At 61.1% G+C, this 14,072-nt stretch carries 13 protein-coding genes; 6 read left to right on the top strand and 7 right to left on the bottom strand.

Annotated elements, in window-relative coordinates:
- Nucleotides 1–10 precede the first annotated feature (10 nt).
- Together AAGQ88_RS22320 and AAGQ88_RS22315 are read right to left on the bottom strand one after the other, a co-directional pair.
- Entirely contained in the window at nt 11–862 is an 852-nt protein-coding gene (locus AAGQ88_RS22320) for a TIM barrel protein (protein WP_093462660.1), read from the bottom strand.
- 273 nt (nt 863–1,135) lie between these two features.
- A complete protein-coding gene (locus AAGQ88_RS22315) occupies nt 1,136–2,083 on the bottom strand; it encodes a LysR family transcriptional regulator (protein WP_342653598.1) in 948 nt (315 codons plus the stop codon).
- Nucleotides 2,084–2,377: 294 nt separating this feature from the next.
- On the opposite strand from AAGQ88_RS22315, the gene AAGQ88_RS22310 reads away from it, so the two are divergent.
- The 3 genes from AAGQ88_RS22310 to mmsB all read left to right on the top strand — a co-directional run bounded on the left by AAGQ88_RS22310 (nt 2,378) and on the right by mmsB (nt 6,402).
- Nucleotides 2,378–3,709 carry an MFS transporter gene (locus AAGQ88_RS22310; protein ID WP_285426839.1) on the top strand — a complete coding sequence of 444 codons (1,332 nt, stop codon included), beginning with the start codon at nt 2,378–2,380 and terminating at the stop codon, nt 3,707–3,709.
- Nucleotides 3,710–3,763: 54 nt separating this feature from the next.
- Nucleotides 3,764–5,305 (top strand): CoA-acylating methylmalonate-semialdehyde dehydrogenase, encoded by a 1,542-nt coding sequence (locus AAGQ88_RS22305; protein WP_342653597.1) that lies wholly within the window; start codon nt 3,764–3,766, stop codon nt 5,303–5,305.
- A gap of 209 nt (nt 5,306–5,514) precedes the next feature.
- Nucleotides 5,515–6,402, top strand: coding sequence for a 3-hydroxyisobutyrate dehydrogenase (gene mmsB / locus AAGQ88_RS22300; protein ID WP_285426840.1), 888 nt, complete (start codon nt 5,515–5,517; stop codon nt 6,400–6,402).
- Between the two features lie 695 nt (nt 6,403–7,097).
- Here mmsB and argH read toward each other — a convergent pair.
- The 4 genes from argH to AAGQ88_RS22280 form a co-directional block, all read right to left on the bottom strand.
- Nucleotides 7,098–8,525 (bottom strand): argininosuccinate lyase, encoded by a 1,428-nt coding sequence (gene argH / locus AAGQ88_RS22295; protein ID WP_342653596.1) that lies wholly within the window; start codon nt 8,523–8,525, stop codon nt 7,098–7,100.
- Nucleotides 8,526–8,809: 284 nt separating this feature from the next.
- Nucleotides 8,810–9,064 carry a glutaredoxin 3 gene (gene grxC / locus AAGQ88_RS22290; protein WP_093462672.1) on the bottom strand — a complete coding sequence of 85 codons (255 nt, stop codon included), beginning with the start codon at nt 9,062–9,064 and terminating at the stop codon, nt 8,810–8,812.
- Nucleotides 9,065–9,299: 235 nt separating this feature from the next.
- On the bottom strand, nt 9,300–9,644 hold the full coding sequence (locus AAGQ88_RS22285) for a cupin domain-containing protein (protein ID WP_285422572.1): 345 nt from the start codon (nt 9,642–9,644) through the stop codon (nt 9,300–9,302).
- Between the two features lie 60 nt (nt 9,645–9,704).
- Entirely contained in the window at nt 9,705–10,628 is a 924-nt protein-coding gene (locus AAGQ88_RS22280) for a LysR substrate-binding domain-containing protein (RefSeq protein WP_342653595.1), read from the bottom strand.
- 222 nt (nt 10,629–10,850) lie between these two features.
- On the opposite strand from AAGQ88_RS22280, the gene AAGQ88_RS22275 reads away from it, so the two are divergent.
- The gene (locus AAGQ88_RS22275; RefSeq protein ID WP_285422570.1) at nt 10,851–11,615 is read left to right on the top strand and encodes a sulfite exporter TauE/SafE family protein; all 765 of its coding nucleotides are present in this window, start codon (nt 10,851–10,853) and stop codon (nt 11,613–11,615) included.
- 6 nt (nt 11,616–11,621) lie between these two features.
- Here the strand turns inward: AAGQ88_RS22275 and AAGQ88_RS22270 are convergent, their stop codons facing one another.
- Complete coding sequence (locus AAGQ88_RS22270) at nt 11,622–11,936, bottom strand: putative quinol monooxygenase (RefSeq protein WP_093462681.1); 315 nt, start codon at nt 11,934–11,936, stop codon at nt 11,622–11,624.
- Nucleotides 11,937–12,135: 199 nt separating this feature from the next.
- Between AAGQ88_RS22270 and AAGQ88_RS22265 the strand changes: the two genes are divergently transcribed.
- Both AAGQ88_RS22265 and AAGQ88_RS22260 read left to right on the top strand, forming a co-directional pair.
- Nucleotides 12,136–12,720 (top strand): NAD(P)H-dependent oxidoreductase, encoded by a 585-nt coding sequence (locus AAGQ88_RS22265; protein ID WP_342653594.1) that lies wholly within the window; start codon nt 12,136–12,138, stop codon nt 12,718–12,720.
- A 165-nt stretch (nt 12,721–12,885) separates the two neighbouring features.
- Nucleotides 12,886–13,782: a LysR family transcriptional regulator gene (locus AAGQ88_RS22260; protein WP_093462687.1), complete on the top strand. Its 897-nt coding sequence runs from the start codon at nt 12,886–12,888 to the stop codon at nt 13,780–13,782.
- Nucleotides 13,783–14,072: the final 290 nt, after the last annotated feature.

Below are 14,072 nucleotides of genomic sequence, written 5' to 3'. Positions count from 1 at the left end.
GAAACGCTCCTTATCGGCTTGTTGTGTGAGTGAAGCGCTGAAAGTGTTCGCGCTCGGCCTGACCCATCCACACGTTCAGCGACCACAGATCGGCCACCGGCACATTGGTGAAAGGCAAGTGATGCAGATAGCCGTCCGCGCCGAATTCCGGGGTCAGGGTCGTGACCTGGTAGCCGCGCGCTTGCTGGGATTTCCAGACTGCTTCCCAGTGCTGCTGATGGAAGGCCAGTTCCCGGGCGCGCTCCGGCCCGGCGGGATGCGGAACTTGCGGGCCCTGGTCGTAACCGACGCGAGCCTGAATGTGATGGACGCGCTCGACGAAGGCGCTCAGATCATCTTCGGGATCATCGAGCAGGCGCTCGCACGTTACGATCCAGTGGCTGATGTCGCTGGTGAAGCGCAGGTCCGGCAACTGACGGATCAGTTCCAGCGTCACCCACGGGTTGAACAGCGAGCGGGCGCGGTGGGTTTCGAAGGTGACCGTCTGCCCATGTTTGCGCGCCAGCTCCAGCGCCTGGCCGAAGAAGTCGACTTGCTGGGGCAACTGCCAGCGGTCGTTGCCGGCCAGCACGTTGACGAAACGCGGATTCAGCTCCGTGGACCAGTCGAGTTTCTTTTCCAGATCGGTGAGATGCTCGGCCGTGGTGGCCGATTGTTCGGGCAGGACGTCGTAGGCGGTGAAGACGGTCGCGATGTAGGGCAGCTGGTTGGCGCGCAGAAAGGCGCCGAATTCGGCCCGCTCGACAGGCGTCAGTGGCAGGCGCGCTTCCATGCCGTCGAACCCGGCCTCCAGCAGTTCATCCAGCGCCTGAGCCTTGCTGGCGGTGTAGCCCCACATCGTGCGGAAGATTTCCAGTTTCATCGAACGTCCCCAAAGATTGCGTCTTGCGACTGACACATGACATAGCGTCGCCACGGCACACGGGCCGAAACGGGTACAGCGGCAGTCACATCAGAAAAGGCAATCTTCGGGCCGTGTCTCTACTGGACGGGCTCCTTTATTGGAGGCGATCTTAGAATCGGCCGATGAACGGAAAGAATAGGAAAGCTCAAATGCATAGTTCAGAGATTTCTAAACTATGCCGGCGAGGGCCAGTCCAGACCTGCCGTGATGCGGCCCAGACCCTGCAAATCATCAGTCGACAAACGTCATGGCCCGGCTTTGCCCCCGCAAGAACGCCTGGTTCTGCTCGGTGGTCTGGCGAATGTAATCCCACAGCAGGGTAATCCGCTTGAGCTTGCGCAGGTCTTCGCGGCAATACATCCAGAACTGACGCGTGATGTTCACTTCGCTTTCCAGTACTGGCAGCAGGCGTGGGTCCTGGGCGGCGAGGAAACACGGCAGGATCGCCAGCGCCCGGCCCTGCAGCGCAGCGACGTACTGAGCGATCACGCTGGTGCTGCGCAAATGGGCCTGGGCGCCGGGCAGCAGGTTGCTCAAGTACAGCAGCTCCGAGCTGAACGCCAGGTCATCGACGTAGCTGATAAACGGATGATTGGCGAGGTCTTCGGCCGTATTTATGGGCGCGTGGCTGTCCAGATAATTCTGGGTCGCATACAGCCGCAGGGTGTAGTCGCACAGTTTGCAGCACACGTAGGGGCCGTGTTCCGGACGCTCAAGCGCGATGACGATGTCGGCCTCGCGCTTGGACAGGCTGATGAAGTGCGGCAACGGCAGGATGTCGACCGAGATGGCCGGGTAATGGTCGGTAAAGTGGCTCAGCTGCGGCGTGATGAAAAAGCTCCCGAAACCTTCGGTACAGCCCATGCGCACGTGACCTGAGAGGGCCACGCCCGAGCCGGAAACCTGTTCGCAGGCGATGTGCAGCGTACTTTCGATGGACTCCGCCGAGCCCAGAAGACGCTGGCCCTCAGGGGTCAACACGAAGCCATTGTTACGCGACTTTTCGAACAGCAGCGTGCCGAGCGAGGCCTCCAGTGAGCTGATCCGTCGCGACACGGTGGTGTAGTCCACCGCCAGGCGTTTCGCTGCGGAACTGGCTTTGCGCGTGCGTGCAACCTCCAGAAAAAACTTCAAGTCATCCCAATTCAACGCGCTCAGGGACGTGATGTTTTTTTGCATGTTGAACCTGCTTTTATGCGCGTTCTTGTTAGAAGTTTGCACATCTATACTCCGAAGCACGGTGCAATCCAAGCCAACAGCGCTTGCACTGATACCGGCAAAACATAGGCATTGTGAAGCGCGTTCGTCCGCGAATGGGGAATGTCAGCCGCTGAATTAGTTTCTGGCAGACATCATTCGCGGGCACGCGCTCCAACAGCCGTCATCAGAAATGCGGAGACATGCGCCCCACTCAAAATCGCAACAACCCAACGCCATAACACCCTGCACAACAATAAATAAGCGGAGGAGTTTATGAAGAACGCTATAACGGCGGACACCGGCGCACTCGCTGCCGGCACGGCCACCCGTCACGCTAAATCCTACCGGCTTGCCGGCGCCGCGAGCATGGCCGGCACGACCATCGAGTGGTACGACTTTTTCCTCTACGGCACCGCCGCCGCGCTCATTTTCAACAAGATTTTCTTTCCCGCACTGGACCCCATCATCGGCGTGCTCGCCGCTTTCGCCACCTACGCGGTGGGTTTTCTCGGGCGGCCGTTGGGCGGCATCGTGTTCGGCCACTTCGGCGACAAGATCGGCCGCAAGTCGATGCTGCTGTTCACCCTGATGCTGATGGGGATTCCCACGATCATCATCGGCCTGATTCCCACGTATCAGCAGATTGGCTATTGGGCAGCGGTCATCCTGGTGGCGATGCGGTTTCTGCAGGGGATGGCGGTTGGAGGCGAATGGGGCGGGGCGGTGCTGATGGCCGTCGAGCATGCGCCCGAGGGCAAGAAAGGCTTCTATGGCAGCCTGCCGCAAACTGGAGTGGGCGCCGGACTGGTGCTGGCTTCGCTGGCGATGGCGATGGTCGCCAGACTGCCCGAAGCGGACATGCTCAGCTGGGGCTGGCGCATCCCGTTTCTGGCCAGCGTCGTGCTGCTGGGCGTGGGTTGGCTGATTCGCCTCAAGGTCCCCGAATCACCTGATTTCGAGAAACTGAAAAAGGATAACGTCTCGGTCAAGGTGCCGCTGTTCAAGGTATTTCGCGATCACCCCAGAGAAACCCTGACGATCATCGGTGCGCGCACGGCCGAGAACGCCTGGTTCTATATGTCGGTGACCTTCGCCCTCGCTTACGCCGCCAACCAGTTGCAGATTCCCCGCGCCGACGTGCTGGGCGCGATTACTGCAGGTGCTGCGTTGTCGCTGGTGACCATGCCGTTGTGCGGACACATTTCTGACCGGGTTGGGCAGAAGCGTCTGTATTTCGCCGGCCTGTTGCTGCTCTGCGCGTTTGTCTACCCCTTCTTCGCCATGCTGGGCACCCGCGACCCTGTGCTTGTCTGGTGGGCGATGGTGCTCGCGGTCGGTGTGGTCTTTCCGATCCTGTACGCGCCGGAATCGCTGTTGTTCGCCCGCCAGTTCCCTGCGCAGATCCGCTACAGCGGCATCTCGGTGTCGGTGCAACTGGCCGGCGTATTGGGCGGCGGCTTTGCGCCGATGATCGCCACGCAATTGCTGGCCATGGGCGGCGGTGAGCCGCATTACGTGATCGCTTACCTGATCGCAATGGCGCTGATTGCGCTGGTCTGCACCGCGCTGATGAAGCGCGATCCGGTTCGCACCCCCTCGGCCTGAATCATGAGCTTTCGGCGGTCGAGCAAGGCCGCCGCTCGAATGGAGCATTCTGAAATGAACGTATCACTTGGCAACGTTTCACCTGCCCGGAGCCCGACCGACGTGGCCCGCGTAAAAATGCTGATCGATGGCGAGTGGGTTGAATCGCAGACCGGCGAATGGCTCGATGTGATCAATCCGGCGACCCAGCAAGTCCTGGCCCAAGTGCCTTTCGCCACTGGCGCTGAAGTCGATGCCGCCGTGGCCGCCGCGCAGAAGGCTTTCAAGACCTGGCGCGACACGCCGATCGGCGCACGCATGCGCATCATGCTCAAGCTTCAGGCGCTGATCCGCGAGCACTCCAAACGCATTGCCGAGGTACTCAGTGCCGAGCAGGGCAAGACCCTCGCGGATGCCGAAGGCGATATTTTCCGCGGCCTGGAAGTGGTCGAGCACGCGTGTTCGATCGGCACGCTGCAGATGGGTGAGTTTGCCGAAAACGTGGCGGGCGGGGTCGACACGTACACGCTGCGCCAGCCCATCGGCGTCTGCGCGGGCATCACGCCGTTCAACTTCCCGGCGATGATTCCGCTGTGGATGTTTCCGATGGCCATTGCGTGCGGCAACACCTTCGTGCTCAAACCGTCAGAGCAGGACCCGATGTCGACCATGTTGCTGGTGGAACTGGCAGTGGAAGCGGGTGTGCCCGCCGGCGTGCTCAACGTGGTTCATGGCGGCAAGGAGGTGGTTGACGCGATCTGCACGCACAAGGACATCAAGGCAATTTCCTTCGTCGGTTCGACCGCTGTCGGCACCCACGTGTATGAACTGGCCGGTCGGCATGGCAAGCGCGTGCAATCGATGATGGGCGCCAAGAACCACGCGGTCGTCCTGCCCGATGCCAATCGCGAGCAGACCCTCAACGCGCTGGTGGGTGCAGGTTTCGGCGCCGCTGGCCAGCGCTGCATGGCAACGTCGGTGGTGGTGATGGTCGGGGCGTCGAAACAGTGGATTCCCGACCTCAAGGCGCTGGCGCAGAAGCTCAAGGTCAATGCAGGGAGCGAGCCTGGCACCGACGTCGGGCCGGTCATCTCCCGGCGCGCCAGACAGCGAATTCTCGATCTGATCGAAAGCGGCGTGAAAGAGGGCGCCACGCTGGAGCTGGACGGCCGTGACATCAAGGTCGCGGGCTACGAAAACGGCAACTTCGTCGGCCCCACGCTGTTCACCGGCGTGACCACTCAGATGCAGATCTACACTCAGGAAATCTTCGGGCCCGTGCTGGTCGTGCTGGAGGTCGACACGCTGGATCAGGCGATCGAGCTGGTCAACGCCAATCCGTTCGGCAACGGCGTCGGCCTGTTCACCCAGAGCGGCGCTGCGGCGCGTAAATTCCAGAATGAAATCGACATCGGTCAGGTCGGCATCAACATTCCCATCCCTGTGCCTGTTCCGTTCTTCAGCTTCACGGGCTCGCGCGGCTCCAAACTCGGCGATCTCGGCCCGTACGGCAAACAGGTGGTGCAGTTCTACACTCAGACCAAGACCGTCACCAGCCGTTGGTTCGACGACGACAGCGTGAACGACGGCGTGAACACGACGATCAACTTGCGCTGAGTCTGGTGCTGCGACTTGATCGTGTAGGGGCGAGCTGGCTCGCGAATCGTTCTGTCAGCCGACAGCGCGGCGGTGTCCGGGCAAACGTCTTGATCCGGACGCGGCCCTGACCAGGCTCGCCCCCACAGCGATCGGTGTCACGCGGCTGGCGCAGTGGCGCGGGCAAGGTGATTCACACGCAGAGCTGAATCTGAAAAAGGAATGACACCATGAAAATCGCATTCATCGGTCTGGGCAACATGGGCGCGCCTATGGCGCGGAACCTGATTCGGGCCGGTCATCAATTGCACCTGTTTGACCTTAACACCCAGGTGCTGGCGGAGCTCGCCGAACTGGGCAGTCGCATCAGCGAGTCGCCGAAACACGCGGCACAAGGCGCGGAACTGGTGATCACCATGCTGCCCGCCGCGGCTCATGTACGGGCCGTTTACCTCAACGACGATGGCGTGCTGGCCGGGATCGCTTCCGGCGTTCCCGCCGTCGATTGCAGCACGATCGATCCACAGACCATTCGGGACGTCGCCGCCGCGGCGGCCAGACAAGGCGTGGTCGTCGGCGATGCACCTGTGTCGGGCGGGACCGGCGGCGCCCAGGCCGGGACGCTGACGTTCATGGTGGGCGCCAGTCTTGAGCACTTCACCGTGCTCAAGCCCATTCTCGCGCAGATGGGGCGCAACATCGTGCACTGCGGCGAGGTCGGCACCGGGCAGATCGCCAAAATCTGCAACAACATGCTCTTGGGCATTTCCATGATTGGCGTTGCCGAAGCCATGGCCCTGGGGGATCGACTGGGCATCGACACGGCGATTCTGGCCAACATCATCAACAGTTCCACCGGGCGTTGCTGGAGTTCGGAAATGTATAACCCGTGGCCCGGGATTGTCGAAACCGCCCCGGCCTCGCGAGGGTATACCGGTGGCTTCGGCGCCGAGCTGATGCTCAAGGACCTGGGCCTCGCCACCGAAGCGGCGAGGGTCGCCCGCCAGCCCGTCATTCTGGGAGCCATCGCGCAGCAGTTGTATCAGGCGATGAGTTTACGCGGCGATGGCGGCAAGGATTTCTCGGCGGTGGTCGAGGCGTACATCAAGAAGGGCTGATGGGTATCAGGATGGGAGATTGCTCGCGAAGACGTGGCGCAAAACCTGTGGGCCGCTTGCTCGCGAAGACGTGACGCAGAACTTGTGGGAGTGAGCTTGCTCGTGATCGGCGACGCAGTCGTCGTGAACCCGGGCTATGCGGACTGCCTGATGCACCGCGTCATCCGATTCTGCTGCCGCTGCGCGCCAGATCGCGGGCAAGCGCACTCCTACAAGGGTTTGTGGCGTTGTCAGGTTTTGTGTCGAGCGCAAAACCTGTGGGAGCGTGGCTTGTCCCGCGATCGGCGACGCAGTCGTCGTGAATCCGGGCTATGCGGTTTGCCTGATGCACCGCGTCATCCGATTCTGCTGGCGCTTCGCGCCAGATCGCGGGCAAGCCACGCTCCTACAAGGATTTGTGGCGTTGCCAGAATTGGTGTCAAAGCACTACCTGTGGGCCGTTTGCTCGCGAAGACGTGACGCAAAACCTGTGGGAGCGTGGCTTGTCCCGCGATCGGCGACGCAGTCGTCGTGAACCCGGGCCATGCGGTTTGCCTGATGTGCCGCGTTACCCGATTCTGCTGCCGCTTCGCGCCAGATCGCGGGCAAGCCACGCTCCTACAAGGGATTTGTGTCGAGCGCAGAACTTGTGGGAGTGAGCTTGCTCGCGATCGGCGACGCAGTCGTCGTAAAAACCTGTGCCCTGCCAGATTTGATCAGCCGCGCGGGCCGCTGTAGTCCTTGGCCCACTGTTCGTGGCTCGTCAGATGCTGCTTGAAGCGCTGGATCTGTTCGGCCACTCGCACCGGTGACGTGCCGCCCCAGCCATTGCGCGCGGTCAATGCCGCCTCCAGCGTCAGGGCTTCCAGCACCTCCGGGGTCAGACGTGCATCGGTCTGCGCCAGCATTTCCGGTGTCAGGTCTTCCAGGCCGATGTCTTGCGCTTCGCACAGCTGCACCAATTGCCCGGTGATCTCGTGAGCCTCCTTGAACGGTACGCCACGCACGGCCAGCCAATCAGCAACCTCGGTCGCCAGGGTGAATCCCAGTGGCGCCTGACGCAGCAACTCTTCCTTGCGCACCTTCATCGTAAGGACCATCCCGGCGAACGCTGGCAACACCAGATTCAAGGTGTCCACGGCATCGAATATGGCGTGTTTGTCCTCGCTCAGGTCACGGTTGTAGGACAGCGGCTGAGCCTTGAGAACCGAGAGGATGGCGGTCAACGATCCGATCAGCCGGCCCGACTTGCCGCGCGCCAGTTCGGCGATGTCCGGGTTTTTCTTCTGCGGCATGATCGAGCTGCCCGTGGCGTAGGCATCGTCGAGTTCGACCCAGCGAAATTGCCGCGATGTCCAGACGCAGAACTCTTCCGCCATGCGCGAAATGTTGATCCCCAGCATGCTGGCGCAGAACAGGAATTCGGCGACGTGATCGCGGCTGGCAACGGCGTCGATGGAGTTTTCGCACGGGCCTTGATAGCCCATCTCCGCCGCCGAGCGCTGCGGGTCGCGGGCGATGGCCGAACCTGCCAGCGCGGCAGCGCCCAGCGGCGACAGGCTGAAGCGTCGGTCCCAGTCTTGCAGCCGCTGAAGGTCGCGATGAATGGCCTGAGCGTGGGCCATCAAGTGGTGACCGAAGACAATCGGTTGCGCCTGTTGCAGATGCGTGAAGCCCGGCGCGATGGTATCGATGTGCGCCTCGGCCTGCTCGACGAGTGCGTTCTGCAGATCAAGGATAGACAGCGTCAGCACGCGAATCTGATCCCTGAGAAACAGCCGCATGTCGTTGGCGGTCTGATCGTTGCGCGAGCGTCCGGCGCGCAGTTTTCCGCCCAGCGCACCCAGTCGTTCGGTGAGCAGGCGCTCGATGAACGTGTGCACGTCCTCGTCAGCGGCAATGGGCTGAACCCTGCCTGCGGCAAAGTCTTCGTCGATCGACTGCAATGCGGCAATGATGCGCTGCGTTTCTTCAGCGTCCAGCAACCCGGCGCGCTCAAGTTCGTGGGCGTGGGCCTTGGAGCCGGCGACGTCATACGGCGTCATGCGGAAGTAAACGCTGGGCGAGCGCGACAGGTTGGCCATGGCCTCGGCAGGCGCCGATTTGAAGCGCGCGCCCCATAGACGCTCGGTGGCATCAGACATATGCATTCTCTCCTCAAGTACGTGGTGGCTGGCGAACCAGGCGTCGACGACGTCGGAGGATGCTAGGAAAAACGCGCTTGCGGGGAAATGTTACAAATGGCAAGTCCACTTGGCAGAAATGGAAACCTGCCATTTCACCGTCAAGTGGACGCGGCTGCGGGAACGTTCATGAACGACTTCAGCGTCGGACAAACTGGCCGGTACATCCAGTGAATCTTCACGACCTGAACGCCGACGGGGCGAGCAGGCTCGCTCCGAGAAATGAGGCTTGGCGAACGGGCCGTTTACCCCGCCAGCAACGCGTTGAGTTCGCCTTTGCGCTCAAGCAGCGCCATGTCGTCGAAGCCACCGACATGATGGTCGCCGATGAAGATTTGCGGCACGGTGCGACGGCCGCTGCGCGCCATCATGATGTTGCGCTGTTCCATCGACGTCTGGACGTTGATCTCGGTGTACTCCACGCCCTTGGCTTTGAGCAGGTTCTTGGCGGCGACACAGTAAGGACAGCTGTTGGTGGTGTAGAGGGTGACTTCAGACATGACAATGAGCTCCGTGGTCGGGCCTGTGCAGCAGCCCTGGATGCGATCGCAAATGCCGCGAGGTTGTTCGGGCATTTATTACGGTTGTCATCTTAGCGGGTGTCGAGAAAAGTCGAGCGACAAAAACATTTATGAAGTCGATAGAGCGGATGGATGATTCAGCGTTTGGCGAAGGCGGGGATCAGAGACTCCCGCCGCCGGCCTGTTCATGAGGTCGGCGGAACGGGGCGTATTTTCAGGCGAAGACGAAATACTTGCGCACGGTTTCGACCACTTCCCACGTGCCTTTCATGCCGGGCTCGACGATGAACTTGTCACCGGCCTTCAGGTGAATAGGCGCCTGACCTTCCGGCGTAATGATGCAGTAGCCCTCCTGAAAATCGCAGTATTCCCATTTCACGTACTCGACCAGCCACTTGCCTGGCGTGCATATCCAGGTGCCCATGATCTTTGTGCCATCGTCGCTGGTGTAGGCGTTGAGGTTGACAGTGTGCGGGTCGCCGCCAATGCGCTCCCATTTGCAGGCGTCGACGACGGGCAGGGGGGTGGTGTCGCGAAGTACGGTGATCGGCTTGTTCATTTCAGCTCCGGTTGAGTGGCGAATGTTGCGCCCGCTCACCTTATGGAGGTCCCGCGACGGTCAGTTGTCTGGGCTCGACATTGAGGTGCCCAGAAACGCAGTCTGCCCGCTCAGCGTGCGCACCAGCGCTTTCGCGTATTCCGGCAGGGCGTTGAAGTCTGGCGCGCAGAGCAACAGCTTGCGATCGGCCCAGTCATCGCTCAGCGCAACGCCGCTGAGTTTTCCCGCCTGCTGAAATCGCTCGACCGCCGCGAGCGGCACGATGCCCAGCCCCGCGCCACCCATGACCATGCGCATCACGCCGTCATAGCTTTCCGCGCGCACGCGGGTTTTCAGCCGACGACCCAAATGCAGCGCCTGCTCTTCCAGGTAGATGGCCATGGCGCTGTTGGCGCCCAGACCGACGAATTCGTAAGCCAGTGTTTGCCCGAAACGCACGCTCGCCAGTCCGGCCAATGGGTGCCCGGCGGGCGTGACGAGCATCAACGGATCGGCACAGAAGGGCAGGGTTTGCAGATCGCTGGCGTCGACGGCATTGGAAATGATGCCCAGCTCTGCCGCGCCCTGGCGCACTGCGTGGAGGATGCGCAGGCTGGGCTGCTCTTCGACGTTGATGTCGATGTTGGGGTGGCTGACGAGAAACGCTGCCAGCCGCTCCGGCAGGTACTCGCTCAGCGCCGAGGTGTTGCACAACAGGCGTATCTGACCTTTGAAACCTTGCGCGTAATCGGTGAGATCAGCCTGCATGCGCTCGACCTGTTGCAGGATCAGCCGGGCGTGCTGAGCCAGCGCCTTGCCTGCCGATGTGGGCGTGACACCTCGACGACCGCGCTCCAGCAGCGCAACGCCGAGCGAGGTTTCCAGCCCGCGAATTCGCGCGCTGGCCGAGGCCAGTGACAGGTGGCTGCGAGCCGCACCGGCGGTGATGTTGCCCGCATCAAGAACATGCAGGAAGAGCTTCAGGTCGGTCAGGTCGAAATGCATGGCGCGGCTCGATAAGTCTCTGTAGGCGAGGGATCACATCGGACATCCTGAGCGTCCGGAGAGGGGAAGCCCGTTCCGGAGGATCACAGCAGATTCAGGTTGCAGCTCGCCTGTGCGCGGATGAATGCCCGGCAGCAGATGGAGTGTGCCTACGTCCACGCCGAAGTCTGCCTCAATATATTGCAGATTTAAACGCCTGCCCGATTCGCTCACCCTATGCCCATGAATACCTTTCTAGCGCTGTATCAAAATATCGGTTGGGGCCTGTCATTGCTGGTCATGGTGGCCTTCCTGCTCGCTGGTGCGGTCAAGGGCGTGATCGGCATGGGCTTGCCGACAGTGGCGATGGGGCTGCTGGGTGTGGCTATGTTGCCGACACAGGCAGCCGCATTGCTGTTGATTCCCTCAACGTTCACCAATCTCTGGCAACTGGCGGCGGGTGGGCACCTGCGCGGTTTGTGCGCACGTCTTTGGCCGCTGTTGCTGATGATCGTCGTCGGCACGGTAGTGGGGTCGTACGCGCTGGGACTTGGAAGCGGTCACGGCATGAGCCGGGCGCTGGGCGTTGCGCTGCTGGCATACGCGCTGTGCGGGTTGTTCCTGCCCACGCTGCACGTGCCGCCTGCCGCAGAGAAATGGCTCGGGCCGCTGTGTGGTGTGGTCACCGGCCTGATCACCTCGGCCACCGGCGTCTTCGTGATTCCAGCCGTGCCCTACATTCAGGGGCTGGGGCTGGACCGCAATCAGCTGGTTCAGGCGCTGGGTTTGTCGTTCACCGTGTCCACTCTGGCGTTGGGCGCCGGGTTGTTCTGGAACGGTGCCGTGGGCGGCGCCGAGATGGGCGCTTCGCTGCTGGCGCTGATCCCGGCATTGCTTGGCATGGTGTTCGGGCAGTGGCTGCGCCAACGCATCAGCGCTCTGTTGTTCAAGCGTGTTTTCTTTATCGGCATGGCGCTGCTGGGCGCTCATCTGATCGTTGCGGGTTAGCAGAGATCAGCGAACAGCCGAAGACGGGCTGATCATCTCGACGCGGCGTATTTCAAAATCCCGCGCCAGATACTCCATGCGCTTCTCGAAGAATTCGGCCATGTGCGGCAGCCCCGAGTGCACGTCCAGATGGGCCTTCGATTGCCAGATCTCGTAGAAGATAAACAGCGTCGGGTCCTGCTGATCCCGAAGCATGTGGTACTCGATGCAACCTTCTTCACTGCGGCTTGCGGCGACGTAGCCGCTGAACAGCGCTTCGAATTCCGCGGATTTTTCAGGTTTTGTCTGGGCGTGAAGAATGAACCCGTGCAGATCACTCATGGTGTGTCCTCGAATGGAAGTGCACGAATTCTAAGACAACAATCCTTCGTTCATTCGTGACTTCAGCGCAAATGAGCTTTGCTGCGAACCTACTTTTCTGTCTCGTCCTGCATCGTTATCCTGCCGTCCATTCCCATTTATGACGCCCGGTTCAGACGCTTCCTCAGCGGCTCTGAGGTTGGGCAACGACGAGGTTTTCATGAAAAAGATTCTGTTCATCAACGGCGGCAAGCAATTCGCACATTCTGAAGGCCGTTACAACGCAACGTTGCACGACGCGGGCCTGGCGTTCATGGATCGCGCCGGTTTTGACGTGCAGCAAACCTTCATCGACGGGGGTTACGACGTCGCCGAGGAAGTGCAGAAATTCCTCTGGGCCGACGTCATCGTCTGGCAAATGCCGGGCTGGTGGATGGGCGCGCCGTGGACGGTGAAAAAGTACGTCGACGAGGTGTTCACCGAGGGCTATGGCAGCCTCTACGCGAACGACGGCCGCACCCGTTCCGCCAGCTCGCAGAAATACGGCAGCGGCGGATTGCTGCACGGCAAGCAGTACATGATTTCGGCCACCTGGAACGCGCCGCAGCAAGCGTTCGACGACCCGACCGACTTCTTCGAAGCCAAGGGCGTGGACGCCGTTTACTTCCCGTTCCACAAAGCCAATCAGTTTCTCGGCATGACCGGTCTGCCGACCTTTCTGGCGGTCGACGTGATGAAGGTGCCGCAGATCGACGCCGACGTGAAACGCTACGAAGCGCACCTGGCATCGGTGTTCGGCGTCTGAGGAACATCGCGCAATCCACTCGGCACGACCGACCCGCAAGCGCAGGGCCAGCCGCGCATTCGGTGGCGCACTCAGGGCGTTTCTGCGCAGTGGACGGCAGCGGCGATCTGTGGCTTTTGCTTGAAACAGGGCTAATATCCAGGCTGTTTTGAGCGGAGGTCAACAGTGAAAGCCAGATCCGATGAGTTACAGGTGTTCGTTTCAGTGATTGAGAGCGGCTCGATTTCAGCAGCAGCCGAACAAGTCGGTCAGACGCCCTCCGCCATCAGCCGCACTTTGTCGCGGCTGGAAAGCAAACTGGGCACCACCTTGATCAACCGCACCACGCGGCGCATGGACCTGACCGAGGAAGGCAAGTTTTTCCTCGAGCGGGCCAAGCAGATACTGGGGCAGATGGAAGAGCTGGAAGAGCGGATGTCGCTGCGCCAGCAGACACCGTCGGGTCGCTTGCGCATCAATGCGGCGTCGCCCTTCATGCTGCATTCCATCGTTCCGTATGTGGCGGAATTTCGGGCGCTGTATCCGGATATCCAGCTGGAGCTGAACAGCAACGATCTGATCATCGACCTGCTGGAACAGAGCACCGATGTTGCGATCAGGATCGGCGTGCTGGCAGATTCAACGCTGCACGCTCGCGCGTTGGGCACCAGCCCGCTGAATATTCTGGCAAGCCCCGAATACCTGAAAAAGCATGGCACGCCGAAGAGCGTTCAGGCGCTGAGCGAGCATTCGTTACTGGGCTTCACTCAGACCGAAACCCTCAACCACTGGCCGCTGCGCCACGCCGACGGGGATCGTTTGTTCATCCAGCCGACGGTGTCTGCGTCCAGTGGCGAGACCCTGCGTCAACTGGCTCTGGCGGGCGAAGGGATCGTGTGTCTGTCGCATTTCATGACCCACGAAGACATCCGCCTGGGCCGCCTGAAAGTCATCCTGCCGGAATCCAACAGCGGTTATCGGCAGCCAATTCACGCGGTGTATTACCGCAACTCGCAACTGGCGCTGCGAATCCAGTGCTTTCTGGATTTCATCCAGCAAAAGCTGGCGAATTACGCAGCCTGAGACAGCCCGCGCAGGCGGCCTTAACCATTCCTACAGGAGGTGTGCGTTGCCTTGGTAGGACCGGCTTCAGCCGGGAACAGGCCGGTGTGTGCGCCATCAATTTTGCGGCAGGAAAACAAACCGGTTCCCGGCTAAAGCCGGTCCTACAGATTACGCGTTGCCTTGGTAAGACCGGCTTCAGGCGGGAACAGGCCGGTGTGTGCGCCATCAATTTTGCGGCAGGAAAACAGACCCGTTCCCGGCTAAAGCCAGTCCTACAGGATACGCGCGTAGGTGGGTAGGTAGGACCG

This window comes from Pseudomonas sp. F3-2 (genome assembly GCF_038804275.1).
Taxonomy (GTDB): domain Bacteria; phylum Pseudomonadota; class Gammaproteobacteria; order Pseudomonadales; family Pseudomonadaceae; genus Aquipseudomonas.
Note: the sequence above shows the minus strand (reverse complement) of the source record. Positions and strands in the feature narration are given on the sequence as shown.